The organism is Olivibacter jilunii, from assembly GCF_900607235.1.
Taxonomy (GTDB): domain Bacteria; phylum Bacteroidota; class Bacteroidia; order Sphingobacteriales; family Sphingobacteriaceae; genus Olivibacter; species Olivibacter oleidegradans.
In genome coordinates this window covers 209,656-229,637 of sequence record NZ_LR027852.1, presented here as the reverse complement: position 1 = coordinate 229,637, position 19,982 = coordinate 209,656, and the positions used below count along the sequence as shown (strand labels likewise).

Genomic DNA, 19,982 nt, shown 5'->3' with positions numbered 1-19,982 from the left:
ATTTTAGAAGCTAACAATCAAATTAAGTCCGTATGTTCTGGTAGAGGGGAACTGAGCAATTTCAAAGCCTTTTACGATATCGCCCTGATCCAAGGTACCGAACTCAGGATCAAATGCCGGCCATTTTGTCCATACAAAGAGATTCCGTCCGTATACTCCAAGCGTAACACGCTCTACCCCCCAACGGGATATTAATTTGGCAGGTAATGTGTAATCAAGCCTTGCCTCTCGAAATTTGATAAAATCGGTCGGATAAGTGCTTCCCTCCGCATTATCAGCGCCGTAGTGCGATCGGTAATATTCATCAATATTGGTTGCGATCACGTCGTTAGGCCGATAGCTACCATCGGGGTTCTGTATCACACCATTGCCAATAATGCCACTATACCGCCCCTGCAAGGTATTCTTGGTTTTTCCCTGTTCTGCCAGCTTATAATGCGTGAGGGAGTGTGCTACGGCGCCCCATTGCGCATCAAAAAGCACATTTAACCGAAGATTTCGATATGAAAAGGTATTACCAAAACTGATTTTCCCTTTGGGAATGGTGTTACCCAGATAAACAACATCATTGGTTAATCGAGCGTAGCCAGTTTTTTCATCGTAAATTACTTGACCATCCGGCGCGCGCAGATACCCGATCCCATAAAGATCGCCCATACTGCCACCTACATGGGCTACCAGTTGACCCGAACCGACTGAACGTTGTTGCAAAACCAACGAACTATCAGCCAATTCTTCGATACGATTCCGGTTCGCACTAAATGTAATCATTGACGACCAGCTAAACCCATCTTTGTTCTTGATCTGATCGGTATTGACGGCCACTTCTATTCCACGGTTGCTTACTTCGCCAATATTCATCAGGTAATTTCGATACCCCGAGGCGGCATCGATAACGCGATAAAGATGTTGGTTAAACGTATTCCCTTTGTAGACCGCCACATCTACATTAAATCGGCTGTCAAACAATCGAACGTCTGTACCCAATTCAATGGAACGCGTACGTAACGGCTCTATAAAAGGATTAGTTAAGGTTGTAGGATTCGCTAATGAACCACCGATAAGGCTATTAGGTGAGGTGTAAACAAATTGCGTTTGATAAGGGCGTTGTACACCCGATCCAACTTCAGCATAAGAAGCACGAAGCTTAGCAAAGCTGATGACATGCGGTAAACTGAAAAACTCCGACAGGATAAAACTTCCATTAACAGATGGGTAAAAGAAGCCTTTACTTTTATTAGGATATTGTGGGGTGGCGAGTGTGCTTGTCCAGTCAATACGCCCCGTAACATCCAGGAACAAATAATCACGATACCCGCTGGTCAGTAATCCGTAAAAGCTGTTAATTTCAAAGCGATCGATTACCTGATTAGTGGCCACCCCATATTTCGAATTATTATGATTGTAAACCCCGGGATAGCTCAAGCCATCTGAAGTAAGCGATTCACGGCGATATTCGTTTTGCAGTGTACTTCCACCAAGTGTTGCTCCGAAATCAACGATCCCTTTTGAATTCGTGTTGTAACGTAATAAGAAATCAGCTGAAGATTCTTTCGAAAAAATATGCTGCGTGCGATGACTTCCTTCAGGTAATTTTGAACCCGCGTCATACGGACGATTTTGGGTCCTGTTTTCATTTGAAAAATCCAACGTTGTACGAAGCTGCACACTGAAACGCTTGTCGAATTGATAGGAAGCCTGTGCATTACCGGTAAAAGTATGTCGATTATTGCTATTAATAAATTCATACGATATCGCATAAGGGTTTTCCGGATAGGTGCTAAAAGGATACCTAATAGCCAATCCTTCTTGGCCATTTACCCAATAGTTTCTCAGCCAATTTAAATCAGCACTCGGTTGCCAGAAAATAAACCAATACATGAGCGATTGGTTTCCATAACCGGCTCCCGGTAAATTATCGCTCCAACGGTTGTTGTAATTAATTTTTGAGCTGATGCTTAGTTTTTCGCTCACTTTAGAATTTACCGATAAAGCAAAGGTGTTCCGTTTATACCCTGTATTGGGCGTTATCCATGAATTATTTACATTGGTTGCCGAGAAGCGTGCTGTGGTATTATCAGTGCCCCCATCGATAGTAACGCTGTTTGTAAATGTTTTACCTGTTTCGAAGAAATCGGTTATATTGTTATAAGGAACCCAAGGCGTTCGTTGATCTCCCACCGCCTGTTTAATAGGATCATATTGGAAAAAGGATTGCCCGTCAAATTTAGGTCCATACGCGGAACTTGTTCCACTGGTACTTGATCCATCTACCGATGCTCCGTAAGAATAGTAGGCCGCCCCTCCAAGACCTTGCCCATATTCGTATTGTAGATCCGGCCAGCGATTCACACTTTCCATTGAAAAATTAGAATTAACCGTAACACCCAATCCCTTCGATTTACGTCTCCCCGACTTTGTGGTGATGATTACCGCGCCATTTGCTGCTCTTTGACCGTATAGTGCGGCCGCTCCCGGTCCCTTGAGTACCGTGACGCTTTCGATATCTTCCGGATTAATATCGTCCAAGCCAGAACCATAGTCTGCCGGCATGTTATCGCTTCCTGTACCATATATTGCATCGGAGCTGTTTCCCGAACGGCGACCGGATCCATTGTTGATGACAACTCCATCTACAACGATCAGTGCTTCGTTTTCGCCGGTAAGGTTGTTTTCGCCGCGAAGAATAATTTTAGTTGACCCTACCGGACCAGCGTTAGAGCGCATTAAATTTAAACCTGCCACTTTGCCTGATAAGGCGTCCATCCAATTACTCGATAAGGCTTCTGTTAGCTGCTGACCTTTGACAGTTGTGGTGGAATAGCCTAAAGCCTTTTCTTCGCGCTTGATCCCTAAAGCTGTTACAACCACTTCATTTAATTCGCCCACTTTTGCTGTAAGCGCGATGCTGATCGGACTATTTTTCTCGGGTTCAACAACCATATTTTGTCGCTCGGTTTCAAAGGCTAGGTGACTAACTTCCAAGCGATAGTTACCAGGTACTAAGGATAGGCTAAAACGTCCTTCCGTATCGGTAAGCACAGCGCGATTAGCTTCCATCGCACGAACTGTTGCGTCAGCCAAGGGCATACCATCTTTATTGGTTACCTGTCCGATAACTTTGACTGCTTGCTGTCTCTTATTTAAGATGATATAGCCATTTGCCTCTGTATATTTAACCGGTGAATCATGAAAGAGATATTGTAAAATATGTGCTACCGTTTCCCCCTCAAATGTCTGATCGGGCACGCGTATTTTACCCAATCCAAGTTGTTCTGCGTGATAAGCAAATCGGATCGATTGCTTTTCCAGTTTTTGTATGGCCGACCAAGCATTGTCGCCCGTTAAAGTCAGGTTTACTTCCCTCTCCAATAATTGTGCAAGTGCTCCATTGGCCCATAGGCTCTGAGCGATCAGTAGTACATTAAGTAGAATTATGTAAGATATTCTCATTACTTGTTTAAAGTACTCGTTATCGATTTTCATTAATTACAATCTGCGCTACGACTCCCGAATAAAAAAGAATGACAAAAGATTGTTAATTCGTATTTTTATCACGAAAAGTAGCTTTGTTTAGATATCATTGCTATTTATAAGGACAGCAACGGTTCGAAGGTATGCTGTCTTTTATCACGCGGTTGACGACTTGCCTTGTCAACCGCTATTTATCAATAAATTATAATTGCATTTTCCTCCTTTCTATATCGGTTTTTATGAATGGCACAAAGTGCTTTTACAAAGTCATCATATCTGGTATGTCTATCCAATTGGATGCTGTATCGTTGATGAAATATGGCTGCATTATGGGCTTTCAAATGCAAGCCATAGGTATGACGAAAAGCGAGCGCTAATTCGGCAAAGGATGCTTCACTTAAATAGGTAGTACCTGATGTCCAAGCGGAGCGGACCTCGGGGTCGGCCTCCCGTGTAAAATTGGTACCTTCAACTTTGTTATACACGACTTCCTCTCCCCTGCTTAGCGTTCCCAATGAATACCCGTCAACACGCCTTACCTGAACCATCCCTGTTGAAACTGATACACGTAGTTCGTCCAGCTCCTTATAGGCGTGTACGGTAAACGATGTTCCTAATACACGTGTTTCTATGCCCTGAGCGTGAACAATAAAAGGTTTGGTCTTGTCCGGGCTCACAGAAAAGAACGCTTCACCTTCCAAAAGTGTTACTTCTCGCGTCTCCCCATGCTCAAAGGGCTTAAAGAACCCGATCTTGGTATCGGTATTCAACCACACCTCGGTGCTATCAGGTAAGGTCACCTTTTTTAATCTTCCCGCAGCAGCCGCTACCTCTACCCATTCCCGTTTTTCGGAAGGCAATTTCTCCCCGTTTCGGACAATGAAGAGCCATGCAATCATTCCGGTTGTGCATAATAGAATTGAGGCAGCAATTAGCTTGCGGAATGGTGACCATCGCAATTTTCTAACGATTGGATCTTCATGGAGGAATAGCTGCTTTTGTATATTGGTGTGTAACTCATTACGGAGTATCTTCCGCTGTGTGTGAGTTAAGCGTGGGGAGTCATCAAAAGAATTATACCAATCGTCTACCAACCGACGCTCTTCGGGAGTAGCCCTTTTTGTATGGTATTTCCGTAATAGTCTTCTAAATCGATTTGCGTACACGTATTCGTCTTTTATCGATACGTCTACAAAAAGGGCTCAAATTACTTCTATAAATTGTTATTTATTTATTAACAAATCGTTAAGCGCCTGAAGAAAAACAATGGTTATGGGCAATGCAGCGCCTTTTAATCGAAGCAGCATTTTTTTTCGTAAGCGTTTACCTGCTTCTGTATGCAAATTGCTTACTGTTTGTTCGGCAAGGTTCAGCTGCTTGGCAATATCTGAAATACTCTGATTTTCCAAACGCAAAAGAAGTGATTTCCGCATGTTTTCCGGCATAGCATTTAATGTTTCATCAAAAGCGTCCTCTACCTCCTGGTAGGCGGCAGCATTGTCGGATTGCCATATCACCTTACCCATCTGTTGCAGCACATATTCAAAGACCCGCCGTTTAACCTGTTCCGATTGGAAGTAGTCAATAAGGCGATTTTTTAAAGCACCCGTTAGATATTGAATCACGCTGGTACGAATGACAATGTGTTTACGTCGCTCCCAAAAGTTAATAAAGACGTCCTGTACAATATCTTTCGCTACGTCCTCATCTTTGGTTCGGTTCCACGCAATAATGTAAAGCGCCTCCCAGTGTTTGAGGTACAGTCTATTAAACAGTGATCGGTCGTCCTGTTTTTGAACAGCCTCCCACCATCGAAGTTCGAGCGTTTGATACACCATAGTTTAAGATTGACATGGCAAAGGTATGTTTACAAGGTTAAGCTATTGTTAATTTTAAAAACGGTGAAAAATGGCAGCAGGAAAGGGGGGATCGCCCCCTTTAAGTTTATTAATCAAATTCGATAATAAATTCATTCCGACTATCAGTTTTCCAGGCAAATTGCCGTGTGGTTGGTGAAGCGGCAAAAAATGGCGAGAAGGTCTTCACTTTTACGGTTTTATTATCAGGAAAAAATTCCAATATACGTAACCAACCATCTCCACCATTTCCATTACGATGGCCTCCTCCCATTGACTGGGCATCAAACAACATCTGATGCACCTTCTTACCGGCTGTGTTCTTATCAGCCCGATAACCTTCGCCCGAAATATGGCCACATAAAACAAGCTCAATATTTGATGCCGGCTGTACCAGTTTCTCCCATATCTGCTTTCCATTATTGGCAGAAGGCAGCTCAATGGTTGGTGATTTTTGTATGCGATTATGGATGGAATAAGGCTCATAGACAAACCATTTTGGTTTGCCCGTTGTTCGCTCATCTTTGTTGTTCAGGTAAGCATGCGTCATCAATACAATACGATGATTCTTATATTGTTCCATATTGGCAATCGTTTTGGCCCATGTCAGCACGGTATCCCGTGGCGCAAACTCGATAGTTAGGAATAAATAGTCTTTCCCATTCAGTGAACGCATCTCGTAAGCTGAATTTTCCAAAGTCGGTTCGCCTATTTCATTTGTACCATTTTGTGCTATGATCTTTCTGTTCATCCAATTCTTATCAATTTTAAAAAACTTATTGAACTGTGATGAACGTTTGCCTTCCCGGTCAATGCTGTAGTCGTGATTTCCTGTTGCTGTAATATATGGAACTTTGCCATCCAATTTACCGAATGATCTTGCGATTGCTTCCCACTGCCGTTCTGCAGATTGATTACCGTCTTCACCTCTATTGATAATATCGTTCTGTTCGACTAAATCGCCAACGCACATCACCATTTTAATGTTTAGGGTATCGATATTTTCTTCGATCCAGGCCATCATTAAATCCAGTATGGGTTGATTTCTGCTCCATTTCACATAGTTTTGCGGATCGGGGATCATAATCATAGACCAGGAATCCTTCTGTTCCAAGGCAGGTTTACGGTAAGCTTCTTGCGCTGTAGCAACCTTTATGAAAAAAAACAGATTTAGGGCTAGCAGTATAGAAAAAATTCTTTTCATTTTATTTGTTTTAAAATTAGTAATCGTTTAATAACCGGGATTTTGGGTCAAACTCTTATTCGCATCCCTTTCAGCTTGTGGAATGGGCCATAGTTCATCTTTATTTTCGCGATAAACAAGTTCCTGGGTATTAAAATACCGGGGGGCCTTACCATGGTTATATATGGGTGAGTAATTTTCGTCAATATCCACAAGAACATCTTTCGTCCACGTATTGGCGGATCGATTTAGATAAAGATAACCGTTCATGATTTGAGGAGCCAAGTTCCAACGTCGGATGTCATACCAGCGAAGACCGTCGTTACACAATTCAATTTTACGTTCGTAACGAAGTGCCGTACGCAATTGAGACTGTGATAAATTTGACGCAATCGGCGGCATGTGTGCCCTTGAACGGATCTTATTGATAGCCTCATAAACGGATTCGTCTATGTCATTCGCTTCTATTTTAGCTTCTGCATAAATCAACAGCAATTCAGCGTAGCGAAAAATACCAACATTCAAATCAGACACGCCGGATGCTGAGTTGATCACATAATCCGCGTTATCTGTATGCTTTCTCCATAAATAACCGCTAAAGGAACGATAAGCATTCGTTGCATCGGTATTGTTCACTACCGCAGGTGTATTGCTTTGCCCCTCTATAACGGGCCAATAGTTATTCACTTTCGCGAAGTTTGCGTTCGGTTCATACTGTATTCCCATTAAGCGCGCATGAGGGCGAGCGCAGTACATATCCAGTCGCGGATCTCGATTGACAAACGGATTGGCCGGATCATACAAAGGAGATTCATCAATGGGAAGCCCATCGATTGCCTGAAAAGAGTCGATCAGGTTTTGTGTAGGCCCCCAATAACTTGCGCCTTTTCCTAATCGCGAAGCCATATAATACCCTTGATTATGGGTATTACCGCTGATGGTTTGGTTATACTCGGCCACCCAAATCCATTCTTTACTGGATTGATAGCCTGCATATCCAAAAATATTGGAGCAAGCCGGCTCACCTTCCGCATGGGTTTTGTTGCAATAATCCAAAGAAGCATCAAATGGCGTAAGCTCATAAACACCTTCTGCCAGTTCCAAGGCCTTGGCCGCAGCCTCAGCAGCAACCGTATACTGGCCGCTATACAAGGCCACGCGTGCTTTTAACATATAAGCGGCTACCCTTCCAACCCGTACATTTCCATATTGCGTTTGCGCTATCGGAAGACGATCAGCCACCGCTGTCATTTCGTCGATAATCCATTGCTGAATTTCCATTTTAGCGGTGCGGGGCAGATTGGTATCGTTTAAGCCAAGTGCATGTAATACAAGTGGCACATCCCCATATAATTCAATTAGTTGTGAATAACAATAAGCGCGGATCACCCTTAACTCTGCATCCAGTTGATAGTAGCTATCTTCCGGCATTTCCACTTTTATATTTTCTAAGTTGTCAAGTACCGAATGGCATCGGGCAATCGTTTTATAATGCGCCTCCCAAGGTTTGATGGCTAAGGCATTATCAGTAGTTAATGAACTAGTTATCGGCGACGTATAGTTATTCCCCGGACGCGCATAGCCGATATCGGTTATATTATCCATCACATGCCAGATGGGCGTACTGGCTGCATCCAACAAGGTCAACCCTTTATAGGCACCATATAAGCCCATTGTTGCTTCTTCTTCCGTCGCCGGAAAAGTGCCTGTTGTTGGGCCATTTAAGGGGAACTTATCCAGTTCGCAGCCCGAAAAAAGTACAACACTTATTAATGTCGCGGTCGATAATATTTTTTTAATAGCAATCATTTTTTTAGAATTTGACATCAATACCAAATGAATAAACTTTAACCTGAGGATAATAGGCTGCCCCTCCTAGGGATACACCATCGGCCGCACCGGCATCATATGCAATCTCCGGATCATATCCTTGCCAAAAATTTGTTGAAGTAAACAGGTTTTGTCCATTTACATAGATATACAAGTCGCTCACGCCTATGCTTTTTAGCCAATTTTTAGGCACCGTATAACCGAGTTGTATGTTTTTCAACCGCAAATAGGAAGCGCTTCGCATCCAAAAAGATGAATTCTGCGTATTATTTGCCGATGTAATGGACAAGCGCGGAAAAGCCGCATCTCGATTTTCTTCCGTCCAATAATCCAATTGCCAAGGTTTAATAGCACTTGAATTAACAGTAGGTATAACATAGTGCGAATTGAGGTACCCATCCACCTTAGCTACCCCTTGAAAAAAGGCATTCAATCGGAGGCCTTTCCAACCGAAATCCAAGTTGAATCCATAGGTATACCGAGGAATAGTACTACCGATAACGACCTTATCATCATCGGTTATTTTGCCATCAGGAATGGGATTCCCTTGCTCGTCGAATGCACCGGCAAGATCCTTGTACCGGATATCACCGGGATGTAAGGTTCCGAACTGTGTGGGACCGGCATCAATCTCTTCCTGCGACTGGTAAAGGCCGTCAGCGACATATCCATAGATGGAGTTAACGGCATAGCCTTCCTGCTGACGTAGCAAAGTTCCAGAGGTTTGACCTTTCATATCCATGATCTCATTTTTAACATCGGAGATATTTAAACCGACCCCCAAGCTGAAATCTCCCCATTGATTATCGTAGCGGCTACTGAATTCCCAACCCGTATTGCGTACCTTCGCCGCATTTTGATAAGGAGCATTTAATCCGGTTAACTGAGAAGTATACAAAGTGAGCAGAATGCCGTCCGTATTTTTTTTGTACCAATCGGCAGTAAATGAAAAGCGTTTCCACAAGGTTGCATCCAAACCGACACCTGTCATCGTTGTTTCTTCCCATCTTAAGTCTGGGTTCGACATGGTATTCAAAGTGACAAGCTGATAAATCTTATCCGCCATGGAAATACTGCCCACGGCTAGTGTTTCGGTAAAAGGGTAATAGGAGCTACCTATGTTTTGGTTACCCAGTTTCCCCCAGGAGGCCCGTAGTTTCAGTTGATCAAGGAAACTTTTTGTATCTCCCATAAATGACTCCTCTGAAACCCTCCATCCCGCTGAAAATGACGGAAAGAAGGCCCAGCGATTCCGCTTTATAAAGCGTGAAGTCCCGTCGTAACGGAAATCCGCCTCAAAAAGATAACGATCTTTATAATCATAGTTGAACCTTCCGAAGGTAGAAACCAACAACCACTGGTCATGGGTACCATTATTATCTTTTGTTTCGTTATCAGCACCGGCCGTTAAAACTTCGTAGGTATCATACGTAAAATCCCGCCGGTAGCCCATCAGATATTTCTCATCATAAGTTTCACGAGATGCTCCCATCAGGAGTTTAAAGTTATGATTGTTCCAAGAATGATTTGCTGAGGCAAGAAATTGATAATTTCCGAAGAAGTAGCGATAAGCAGTTTCTGTCAAGGAAGTAAAGGTATTGGCAGCACCCGCTTCCGTACCGTCGTCATTGTAGGTCATCACGCTCTTTACAAACACATGCGAATTTCTTGTTCGATAACGCGGGGCTGCGATCCCCGTTAAAGAGAGCCATTTTACAGGTCGGTAGCTGATATTGAAATTTCCGATAAGCTCCAACGTGTTTCCCTTTCTATTTCCTCCTTCTTCGATAAAAGCAACGGGATTTTTGTTTACCCAACCTTCTGACCACAACCCGTTTCTCCTGATTGGGATATTGGTCGGCATTCGACCAAGGTAGTTCCATATATCTCCTTCATCTGCAATTTGGAGTCTATTACTATTGGTGAGCGAGATGTCGAATTTAACAGATAATTTATCATTAGGCTCAATGTCCATATTATTCCGTACCACATAACGTTTAAACCCGGTGTTCTTAATAATCCCATCTTGGTTTACATAAGCTATCGAAGGCATAACCCTAATTTTACCGGCGTTAGCCGATAATGACACAAAATGATTATTTGTAAAACCGGAACCATTAAGAATAGCTTTTTGCCAATTAAAATTATCAGGGTCAGCCGTATATTGTTCTTGAAACGCTGCAATGGCCTCTTCACTATACAATTCGTAGCCATTATCATTCATGTTAGCTTCATTAAAAACGTTCATAAATGTTAAGCCATCCGTCACTTCCGGTATGCGTGTAGCCTTTTGCCAACCGCCATATCCTTTATAATTAAGTGAGAATTTGCCGTCAGCAGCCCTCTTGGTAGTTATTAAGATGACACCATTTGCAGCGCGAGAACCATAAATAGCGGCCGATGCGGCGTCTTTCAATACAGAAATAGATTCAATTAAATTGACATCTACCATATCAATGGAACCGGCTATGCCATCGATTAAAACCAAGGGTGAGCTATCAGATCCGCCGAATGAGTTGACACCACGTATGCGTATCTGTCCGCCATCTCCTCCCGGCGAGCCTGTTTGTGAAGTGACGGTGACACCCGGTGCCAAGCCCTGTAATGCGGTAGAAGTTGAAACAATTGGCCGTCTCTCCAACTGTTCGCTGTCAATAGTCGATACAGAACCCGTTAGATTTGCTTTTCGTTGCTTTCCATATCCAACCACGACCACCTCATTCAACGCAGCCACATCTTCTGCTAAGGTAAAATTTACCAGCACGTTGGTTGCCGCCACGATTGTTTGCGCTTTTTGCTGCGGCCGATAGGCTATATAGGATGCCTGGATGGTATAGGCTCCTGGAGGTATACTGAGGGAGAAATGACCCTCTTCATTTGTGCTCACACTTTTATTCAATTCCAAGATTCGAATATTGGCGCCCGCCAAAGGCAATCCCTCACCGTCGATTACGCGACCGCTGACAGTGCCATTTTGTTGTTTTTTGCGTAAGACTACCGTATGAGGGTCTCGCTCCTCGTAAGTAATGGGTGTACCTTCTAATAACACGTCCAATACATGCGCTACAGACCGGGCCTGAAAATGCTTCGCTTTAACATCGATTTTTTCCAGTTTTAACAATTTCTCATCGAAGGCAAATTCGACTTGACTTTGCATTTGAAGGTGCTGAATCGCCGCATATAATGTGCTATTCTTAAAGGTGATATTTACCGACCTCTCCAGGACCTGCCCATTAGAAGGTTCCGCAAGCAAAAGTTGCGAAAACGAGATGATAACGGTATAAATTAAAATGGTAATGCGCATAACTTCCCGTATGAACAGTGCGTTTTTATTCATAAGTTTGTATTTCTTAGTTAAAAAATAGGGCTAAGGAGCTATGCGTAGGGTCTCAAGCTAGTGCATAGCGTAGATCATTAAACAGGCGCCACTTTGACGCCTGTTTTCTTCAAGGATATATCGTTACTACATTATCTTTCCTCCTATATTTGGTGTTATGGATACCACAGATGATGGCCATGGTTTCCTCTAAAGATCGGTCTGCATGTATGGTTAAATTGTAATGATGATTCGCGGTTCTTCCCTCCCCGTGTTCCAAACGCACACCGTAAAGATTGTATAAGGTCTGTGCAAGTTCATTAAAGTCCGCTTTTTGTAAGACAACAATTCCTCTTGCCCATGCATTAACCTCATCGTTATTTAAGCCGATACGTTCTGTCTGTCCATTCGCCTTTCGGTAATTAAGTCCCTTAAAAGCAGTAAGTTCATCAAGAACTCGCTGCGAATCACTTACACGTACTTTTCCATGCTGCACTTCTATCGTCACATCGTCCAAGGTCTTATATGATTTCACATTAAAGGCTGTACCAAGAACCTCCATCTTTAAACTTGGTGTGTGAACAATAAAAGGCCTGAGACTGTCTCGTGCAACTTCAAAATAAGCTTCACCTTCGTCAAGAAATATTTCTCGCTTATTCGCCAACAAAGGTTCACGAATCCGAATTGTAGAATTCGCGTTGACATAGAGCATGCTACCATCCGGTAAATCGACTTTCTTTATTTGCTTGATTCCTGTTCTGATTTTATGGTATGCACTTACAACATGAGTGGAAGTTTCGCCGAATTTATCGTTTTGGTGGCTATAAAGCCAAACCATAGTTCCCAATGCCAGTACGAACAGCGCTGCGATGGCCGCCCAGCGAAAAACAGCTATTTTTCGGAGGGGCATCTTTTTCGGTTGAATAGCTCCATGAATACGTCCGTAGAGTTCCTCTTTTAACGCAGTCATGCCCTCCTGATCTTCCATACCGGGCACCCCCACTTCCGACTCTCCAAAAGAGTCATACCAGCGTTGCAGGAGTTCACGCTTCTCGGTAGACAGCTTACCCTGAAGATAACCATCCATTAACCGTTTGAATTCATTTTTATCCACGCGAAAATAAGAGCAGGGTAAATCCCGTGTTCTACCAGTAAGTAGCACTTAGGGCTCATCCGTCCCGATAAAATCGATTAATAAATAATTAGCTTTAGGTTAATAAAATGTAAAGAACCAAACAAATAGCGGATAGGTCTTCCGGAAAGTCCTTGGCAAGTGCTTTTCGTAATTGATGGAGGCCTTTGCTGATATTGTTTCTGACTGTTTTTTCGGCGAGGTTGAGTGAGTTTGCAATCTCGTCAACACTATAATCCTGAATACGAAGCTTAAAAATTTCGCGCATGGTATCCGGCATTTGATGCAATTCACGATTCAAGGCTGCCTGTAGATCGTGTTGCGTTAAAAGGTCCGGCATTTGACCATGTACTTCTACCATCCTTTGATAAAGATAGCTGAATGCACGATCCTGAATATCCATTTTCCTGAAATGAGCAATCAGCTGATATTGCAATGCCGTTCGCAAATAGGTATCAATACTGGTATTTATTTGGATAGTTGCACGTTGTTGCCAGCAATAAACAAATACTTCCTGCACCATATCCTTAGCCAGCGCTACATCTTGTAATCTTCGGTAAGCAATAATATAGAGCTTTTTCCAATGTGCATTGAAAATAGAGGTATAATTTTCCTCTGAGATTTGAAGCTTTTTGTCCTCCTGAAACGGTGGGTTGACCATGGTATTAATGCCATATTGCACTCGGGCAACAAAACTAAAAAATAACTAGGCTTTGGCTGACGCAAAGCGTATTAAGTTTACATTAATTTATTTACTATTCTTTCAGTTATAGGCTCTAGTTATACGTTCCAAGCAAAGGCTGCACTACTTGTCTTGATACTTGCGTCTTGACACCTATCTCTTAATACCTACCTGCCTACCGGCAGGCAGGTGTCTTTATAAAGGAATAAATTGCAATCCAACTTCTTCTTTGCTATCTTTGAATTTTGCAAATCCCTTCTTATGGCAAAGAACATTAAAAGCACATCGCTCGATGAATTTTATCGGGAGGCTGCCAAGTTTACCGGCAGGGAAATACAAACGCTTTTACCTCGAGGCATCAATAAAGAAATAGGCCATTTTAATGTGTTTGATATCGCCGAAACAATTCAACAGGTAAAACAAAAACAAGTTATGCCCTATAATCGTCGGGCTTATTATAAAATCAGCTTTATTAAAGGTAAGAATCGGGCCGAATATGCAGATAAAGTAATTAACGTCGAGAAAAATGCTTTACTGTTCGCGACGCCCAAAGTACCTTATCACTGGATTCCATTGGATGAAAAGCAGGGAGGATCTTTTTGCGTATTTACAGACGAGTTCCTTATAAAAAACAAATCGGGTGTTGTGCTAGACGAATTACCCATTTTTCAAGTGGGAGGTTATCCCGTTTTTGAAATAACGGACGAAGAGGCTGAAGAGATAGCTTATATATTCAAAAAAATACAAAAAGAAATTGCGTCTGATTACGCATATAAGTATGACTTAATCCGCAATTATGTATTGGAATTGATTCATTACGGACAGAAATTACAACCCGCTACTATCCTCCAAGCTCATCAAAACGCTGCCACGCGTATTATTTCTTTGTTTATTGAATTATTGGAACGCCAATTTCCTATTGATTCGACCCATCAGCGTTTGATGTTTCGCACCGCGAAAGAATATGCAGAGAGGCTGGCCATTCATGTAAATCACTTAAATAAGGTGCTGAAAGAACATACAGGTAGAACAACAACCGACATTATAAGCAGTCGTATAGCACAAGAGGCAAAAATACTACTCAAACAAACAGACTGGAACATTTCAGAAATTGCGTACAGCTTAGGTTTTGAAGAGGTGGCACATTTTTCCAACTTTTTTAAGAAGCAAACTTCCTTAGCGCCATTGACGTTCCGATCGTAATTATCTTATTTGATTTTTGCAAAGAGCCGATTGATGTTTGCAAACATCTCCTCACGTTTTGCTAGATCTTTGTGTTATCAAATAAAAAGAGATAAACAATGACAACAAAAAGTAAAATTGCCTTGGTAACCGGCGGCAGTCGCGGACTAGGCAAAAATATGGCCATTAATCTTGCTAAAAAAGGAATTGATGTGATTCTTACTTATAACAGCAATCAAAGCGAGGCAAACAATGTGGTAGCAGAAATTCAATCGCTTGGCCAAAAGGCAATCGCTTTTCAATTGGACACCAGTAACATCAAATCCTTTGACGATTTTCTGCTGCGTGTAAGCAATTATTTGACAGAACAGAACGGGAACAAACATTTCGATTTTCTTATTAATAATGCCGGAACCGCACTTTATGCTCCCTTTGCAGAAACAACAGAAGAGCAATTTGATGAGGTGTTGAATATCCACTATAAAGGGGTCTTTTTTTTAACGCAAAAGGCTTTACCATTTATTAACGATGGCGGCCGTATTATTAATATTTCATCTGGTTTGGCCCGGGTTTCTTTTCCCGGTTCTTCGGCTTACGGCTCTATGAAAGGAGCAATTGAAGTGCTTACGAGGTACTTGGCGAAAGAGCTGGGTCCTCGCCGTATTGCCGCCAATATTGTGGCACCAGGCGCCATCGAAACGGACTTTGGTGGCGGTCGTGTACGGGATAATAAAGAAATCAATGACCATGTCGCTAGTGTTACTGCCTTAGGACGAGTCGGTTTACCTGACGATATCGGCGGTGTAGTGGCCTTTTTATGTACTGAAGATGCTAAATGGATCAATGGTCAACGCATTGAGGTTTCAGGAGGAATGATGTTGTAAGATACCCAAAGAATAAATTGCTCCAATTTTAAGTTCAGGTTGACAGGATTAAACTACGTTTATTCCTGCCAACCTTTTTTTGATTTTTCCCGAATGATAAAAGCGTAAATTTATTATATTTAGGAAGTTAAAGAAGATATTCTGATGAAAAACGAGCTTTATTATATATCAACGGATAAATCACTCATAAATATGGAGATCGTTTTTAACTTTTTACATAACGATTCATATTGGGCACAGGGCCGGTCTCGGGAGACTGTCGAACGATCCGTGACAAACTCGCTCTGCTTCACGCTTTTGGACTCGACAGATAAGCAAGTTGGCTTTGCACGTGTCATAACAGATTATGCCGTCTTCGCCTGGCTATTGGATGTTTTCATTCTCGACAATTATCGAGGCCTCGGTTTAGGTAAAAAACTGATTACTACGATTATGGAACATCCGGATCTTCAGCAGATAAAACGATGGGCTTTGGGAACCAAGGATGCTCACGGTTTATATAAAAAGTACGGTTTTAAACCACTAGCCCATCCTGAAAACATGATGGAACGGCGTCTATATTAATTTGTAATTTTATCGACATATGAACCAACGACTACTTTTCGAAGGGCGTGCATTATGGATACATGATTTTGAGATCCAACAAATGGGCTACAACGAACGATTTACCATACGACATTTTTCATTTACTCCTCCGCTTGCCAAACATGAAGGACATATCATCCTAACTGACGCAGATATAATTTTAGATGGGAGTGAATACAAGCGCATTCCATTAAGTAATATTGAAGAACTGTATTACGGTTTTGATGAGCATTATACACCTGCATCAGTAAAGAATTTTGGCGCTTTTTGGAAGCCTATTCGGATCAGATATGGTTATGCCGGCATTCTTTATCTCATTATTAATTATCGATATTTTTATACTGCCAATGAACATTTTCTATCTTTACTTAAAAACCTATTGGTTCCCGAACAGTGATAGAATAGGCGATAAGCTTGCCGAGCCAAACCCAATTAATCCACCCACTTCAATCGGGTGTCCGACCCGCTCTCCTCGAATAGCTTTTCAATCCCCTCACCTATTAGTCCCTGTCTTCAATTACCTTTAAGATCAACAAAGGTTAATCATTTCTTAACGAAGTCCAAACATTTGCATACTAGTTTTGCCGGCAACACAATCGGTAAAAATGCATAACGATGATCCGCATCTCAATTTTTCAATTATCCACTATTAGCAAGTAAACTCGAAGACAGACAAATGAACGCAAAATCTATCCCATTTTTTACATGGTTAGCATTATTTTTATTACCCATGATGCACGCTTGGTCGCAAGGAACCGAAGCTACTATTTTAGGTACCGTATCCGAAACTGAAGGTCCCGTCTCCGGTGTATCCATCACTGTAAAAAATGAATCGACCGGTTTTAAAGTAACGACAATGACGAATGAAAAAGGCAATTATACCTTTCAACAATTACCCTTGGGGTCTCCTTATACAGTTACAGCAACCTACATTGGTTATACAGAGCAGAAAAAAACGGGTTATACACTCAATTATGGCGATGAGCTAGTAGTCGATTTCAAATTAGCCGCTAGCTCCAACCAATTAGACGAAGTGGTTGTACAAGGTAACGATATGAGAAATGCGATTAAAACTTTAGGAGCTTCCACGGCAGTAACCGCCACCGAACTGACTAAACTACCGGTAAACGGACGTAATTTCTCGTCCTTGATCGATCTTTCTCCTGTAAGCAACGGAAATACATTGGCTGGTCAGATTGCGTCTTCAACCAACTATACAGTAGATGGTATGACATCCCGAAGTACCATTGCGGGCGGCAATAGTGGTGGAGCCTATTCTATTTCTATGGAAGCGATCAGGGAGTTCAAAGTGGTTACGAATGAATATGACGTAACGAATGGAAGAAGTGGTGGTGGAAGTATTACAACCGTTACAAAATCAGGCACTAACACGCTTTCGGGAAGTGCGTTTACTTTTGTACGTACCGACTGGTTATCGAGTAAGTACAACTTAAATGGGACCCCTCGTTCCCAAAAATTTTCGACTTATCAATATGGTTTCTCTTTAGGAGGACCGATCGTTAAGGATAAAGCGCACTTCTTTGTTGCTTGGGATCATCAGGCGGATTCGCGTCCACTTTATATAGCGGACATCCAAAATCCTGCAGATATCGGTCGATACAAAGTGACACAGCCAACGCTGGATGAATTTACCCGTATAGCCCGAGAAAAATATGGGTTTAATTCCAATGCTCTTTTTGGTTCCTTTGATAAGAGTAAAACCACCGATGCGGCATTTGCGCGGGTGGATTGGCAGTTAAATGAAAAAAACTTGCTGACCATCCGAAACAATTTTATCTATGATATGGATAATCAGCAAGAGGGTGATAATTCGGGCATCAACGCTTTCGAATCTTACGTAAATCGTAAAAACATCAACAATAGTTTGATGGCCTCGCTACGTAGCTCCGTCAACTCGAAGCTTACAAATGATTTGAAAGTACAACACTTCTATGAGAGTACCGAGGTTATGCATAATGTGGATGGTATAGGAAAAAACCAAAGTATCCCACGAGTTATTGTTGAGAATGTAGAATCCATCGACGGTGATAAGAAATATTATAACTCCATTCAAATGGGTGGACAACGTTTTGCTCCCGAATGGTTTAAAGGCAATGTATTCCAATTAGTGAACAATCTATATTATAACACAGAGAAGATAAAATATACATTCGGTGCTGACATTATGTACACAGACATGAATTTCAGGTACGGGAGTGAAATGAACGGTCGTTTCTATTTTACCGGACTTGACAATTTCAACGACCTAGCGCCTTATCGCTATGCACGCGATGTGTATATGACCGATCATGAAAATACAAAAGTGAACAATTTGGCCGCGGGGATATACGGGCAGATGGAAACCCGACTAGCAACGGGCTTGGATCTGGTGGCAGGTATCCGATTTGATAATACCCGCTACTTACGAAAAGCCAATTTCAATCAGCTCGTTTACGATGAGTTGAGTATTGCTACCGACAACGGTATCAATACGTTTCAAATTCAACCACGTATCCAATTCAATTGGAATATAAACGATGAAGGAAAAGACATTATTCGTTTCGGGGCGGGTATTTTCGGTTCCAACCTGAATCCTTACTCCATGTTGAACAATATGTTATTTGATGGTACTCGTATAGCGGGTGTAGACATTACCGATCCAAGCTTGATGCCTACGGTAAACTTCCCCAATTACCGTAATGATCCAAACACTGCCCCTGGACGTGATTTAATCAACAACTCTAGCATAGAAAAGCTTGTCACTATTAACACAAACAGCGCAGACGTTAAAGTACCAACAGTTTATAAAGCAAACCTCTCCATCAACCATTTTTTCACACCGACACTGCGGATAGGTATCAGTGCCTATGGAACATGGGCACGGAACAATTATATGTACGTTGATCGTAATATGGTTGATCAACCTTATTTTAGGATTGCTGCGGAGGATAATAGAGGGGTTTATGTACCTGCAGAAAGTATCCGGGAAGACAACGGTGCTGCCAACTGGGTAAATAGCCGAAAAACATCTAAATTAGGGCGCGTTTTGGAAATGAATAGCGATGGCAAAGTAAACTCTTATACCTTTGTTGTAGACGGAACCTATCGCTACTATAAGGATGGGCAAATCAATGTTTCCTACACTTGGAACGATACAAAAGACAATACTTCATATAATGGTAATGTTGCTAATACCGCCACGCTATCGCTGATGGTGCGCGACGATCCTCGAAACCTAAGTGGCATGGCCTATTCTGACAACCAATTCCGCCATAAGGTCGTCTTCTACGGTACGGCGCCGAGTATCCATGGCATCACGATTGGTCTACGTTTTAGTGGCATTGGCGGTACACGTTATTCACTTGCTGTAGCCGGCAACATGAACGGCGATTTCGTTTCATCGAACGATCTTGCCTTTATTTATAATCCCAATAGCCCAAATACACCGGAATATATTCGTGACGGTATCAATGCCATCTTAAATAATCCGGAAGCTGAACAAAGCGTAAAAGATTATATTAATAAAAACCTAGGCAAAGTTGCAGAACGTAATGGTGGTATCAATAACTTTTATGGGGTTTTCGATTTACGCCTCGCCAAAATGTTTCGTTTCTATAAAACACATGGGCTGGAAGTGTCTGTGGATATTTTCAACATTGCCAATATGTTCAATAAAAACTGGGGCGTAGGACATAACTTAGGTAAACAGAACATTTACAGCATTAAGAGTTTCGACCCGGATGCATTACAGTATGTCTATAACATGAATGGCACGACCGGTGTGTCTAATTTAAATGGCAATCCTTTTCAAGTGCAATTAGGACTACGTTATGCCTTCTAGCAGTATTAAGAGGCATA

13 protein-coding genes are annotated in these 19,982 nt (G+C 42.1%); 5 read left to right on the top strand and 8 right to left on the bottom strand.

The window, feature by feature from the left end:
- Positions 1 to 3: 3 nt before the first annotated feature.
- The 8 genes from E0E36_RS17165 to E0E36_RS17130 form a co-directional block, all read right to left on the bottom strand.
- Positions 4 to 3,453, bottom strand: coding sequence for a SusC/RagA family TonB-linked outer membrane protein (locus E0E36_RS17165; protein WP_242627285.1), 3,450 nt, complete (start codon positions 3,451 to 3,453; stop codon positions 4 to 6).
- 215 nt (positions 3,454 to 3,668) lie between these two features.
- Complete coding sequence (locus E0E36_RS17160; RefSeq protein WP_130857001.1) at positions 3,669 to 4,640, bottom strand: FecR family protein; 972 nt, start codon at positions 4,638 to 4,640, stop codon at positions 3,669 to 3,671.
- Positions 4,641 to 4,697: 57 nt separating this feature from the next.
- Positions 4,698 to 5,312: an RNA polymerase sigma factor gene (locus tag E0E36_RS17155; RefSeq protein ID WP_013665772.1), complete on the bottom strand. Its 615-nt coding sequence runs from the start codon at positions 5,310 to 5,312 to the stop codon at positions 4,698 to 4,700.
- A gap of 109 nt (positions 5,313 to 5,421) precedes the next feature.
- Entirely contained in the window at positions 5,422 to 6,534 is a 1,113-nt protein-coding gene (locus tag E0E36_RS17150; protein ID WP_130856999.1) for a metallophosphoesterase, read from the bottom strand.
- Positions 6,535 to 6,561: 27 nt separating this feature from the next.
- The gene (locus tag E0E36_RS17145; protein WP_130856998.1) at positions 6,562 to 8,322 is read right to left on the bottom strand and encodes a RagB/SusD family nutrient uptake outer membrane protein; all 1,761 of its coding nucleotides are present in this window, start codon (positions 8,320 to 8,322) and stop codon (positions 6,562 to 6,564) included.
- Between the two features lie 4 nt (positions 8,323 to 8,326).
- Positions 8,327 to 11,680 carry a SusC/RagA family TonB-linked outer membrane protein gene (locus E0E36_RS17140; RefSeq protein WP_130856996.1) on the bottom strand — a complete coding sequence of 1,118 codons (3,354 nt, stop codon included), beginning with the start codon at positions 11,678 to 11,680 and terminating at the stop codon, positions 8,327 to 8,329.
- A gap of 109 nt (positions 11,681 to 11,789) precedes the next feature.
- Positions 11,790 to 12,746, bottom strand: coding sequence for a FecR family protein (locus tag E0E36_RS17135; RefSeq protein WP_130856994.1), 957 nt, complete (start codon positions 12,744 to 12,746; stop codon positions 11,790 to 11,792).
- A 121-nt stretch (positions 12,747 to 12,867) separates the two neighbouring features.
- Complete coding sequence (locus tag E0E36_RS17130) at positions 12,868 to 13,452, bottom strand: RNA polymerase sigma factor (RefSeq protein ID WP_013665767.1); 585 nt, start codon at positions 13,450 to 13,452, stop codon at positions 12,868 to 12,870.
- Positions 13,453 to 13,734: 282 nt separating this feature from the next.
- On the opposite strand from E0E36_RS17130, the gene E0E36_RS17125 reads away from it, so the two are divergent.
- The 5 genes from E0E36_RS17125 to E0E36_RS17105 all read left to right on the top strand — a co-directional run bounded on the left by E0E36_RS17125 (position 13,735) and on the right by E0E36_RS17105 (position 19,965).
- Complete coding sequence (locus E0E36_RS17125) at positions 13,735 to 14,676, top strand: helix-turn-helix domain-containing protein (protein WP_130856993.1); 942 nt, start codon at positions 13,735 to 13,737, stop codon at positions 14,674 to 14,676.
- A 98-nt stretch (positions 14,677 to 14,774) separates the two neighbouring features.
- Complete coding sequence (locus tag E0E36_RS17120; RefSeq protein ID WP_013665765.1) at positions 14,775 to 15,539, top strand: SDR family NAD(P)-dependent oxidoreductase; 765 nt, start codon at positions 14,775 to 14,777, stop codon at positions 15,537 to 15,539.
- 144 nt (positions 15,540 to 15,683) lie between these two features.
- The gene (locus E0E36_RS17115) at positions 15,684 to 16,103 is read left to right on the top strand and encodes a GNAT family N-acetyltransferase (protein WP_130856991.1); all 420 of its coding nucleotides are present in this window, start codon (positions 15,684 to 15,686) and stop codon (positions 16,101 to 16,103) included.
- 19 nt (positions 16,104 to 16,122) lie between these two features.
- Positions 16,123 to 16,521, top strand: coding sequence for a hypothetical protein (locus E0E36_RS17110; RefSeq protein WP_130856989.1), 399 nt, complete (start codon positions 16,123 to 16,125; stop codon positions 16,519 to 16,521).
- A gap of 279 nt (positions 16,522 to 16,800) precedes the next feature.
- Positions 16,801 to 19,965, top strand: coding sequence for a TonB-dependent receptor (locus E0E36_RS17105; RefSeq protein WP_130856987.1), 3,165 nt, complete (start codon positions 16,801 to 16,803; stop codon positions 19,963 to 19,965).
- Positions 19,966 to 19,982 lie beyond the last annotated feature (17 nt).

Excerpts from the sequence above, each read along its gene's own strand:
- E0E36_RS17115 (WP_130856991.1), top strand. The coding sequence starts at position 15,684 with ATGAAAAACGAGCTTTATTATATATCAACGGATAAATCACTCATAAAT.
- E0E36_RS17135 (WP_130856994.1), bottom strand. The coding sequence starts at position 12,746 with ATGGATGGTTATCTTCAGGGTAAGCTGTCTACCGAGAAGCGTGAACTC.
- E0E36_RS17130 (WP_013665767.1), bottom strand. The coding sequence starts at position 13,452 with ATGGTCAACCCACCGTTTCAGGAGGACAAAAAGCTTCAAATCTCAGAG.
- E0E36_RS17155 (WP_013665772.1), bottom strand. The coding sequence starts at position 5,312 with ATGGTGTATCAAACGCTCGAACTTCGATGGTGGGAGGCTGTTCAAAAA.
- E0E36_RS17165 (WP_242627285.1), bottom strand. The coding sequence starts at position 3,453 with ATGAGAATATCTTACATAATTCTACTTAATGTACTACTGATCGCTCAG.
- E0E36_RS17140 (WP_130856996.1), bottom strand. The coding sequence starts at position 11,680 with ATGAATAAAAACGCACTGTTCATACGGGAAGTTATGCGCATTACCATT.
- E0E36_RS17110 (WP_130856989.1), top strand. The coding sequence starts at position 16,123 with ATGAACCAACGACTACTTTTCGAAGGGCGTGCATTATGGATACATGAT.
- E0E36_RS17145 (WP_130856998.1), bottom strand. The coding sequence starts at position 8,322 with ATGATTGCTATTAAAAAAATATTATCGACCGCGACATTAATAAGTGTT.
- E0E36_RS17125 (WP_130856993.1), top strand. The coding sequence starts at position 13,735 with ATGGCAAAGAACATTAAAAGCACATCGCTCGATGAATTTTATCGGGAG.
- E0E36_RS17105 (WP_130856987.1), top strand. The coding sequence starts at position 16,801 with ATGAACGCAAAATCTATCCCATTTTTTACATGGTTAGCATTATTTTTA.
- E0E36_RS17150 (WP_130856999.1), bottom strand. The coding sequence starts at position 6,534 with ATGAAAAGAATTTTTTCTATACTGCTAGCCCTAAATCTGTTTTTTTTC.
- E0E36_RS17120 (WP_013665765.1), top strand. The coding sequence starts at position 14,775 with ATGACAACAAAAAGTAAAATTGCCTTGGTAACCGGCGGCAGTCGCGGA.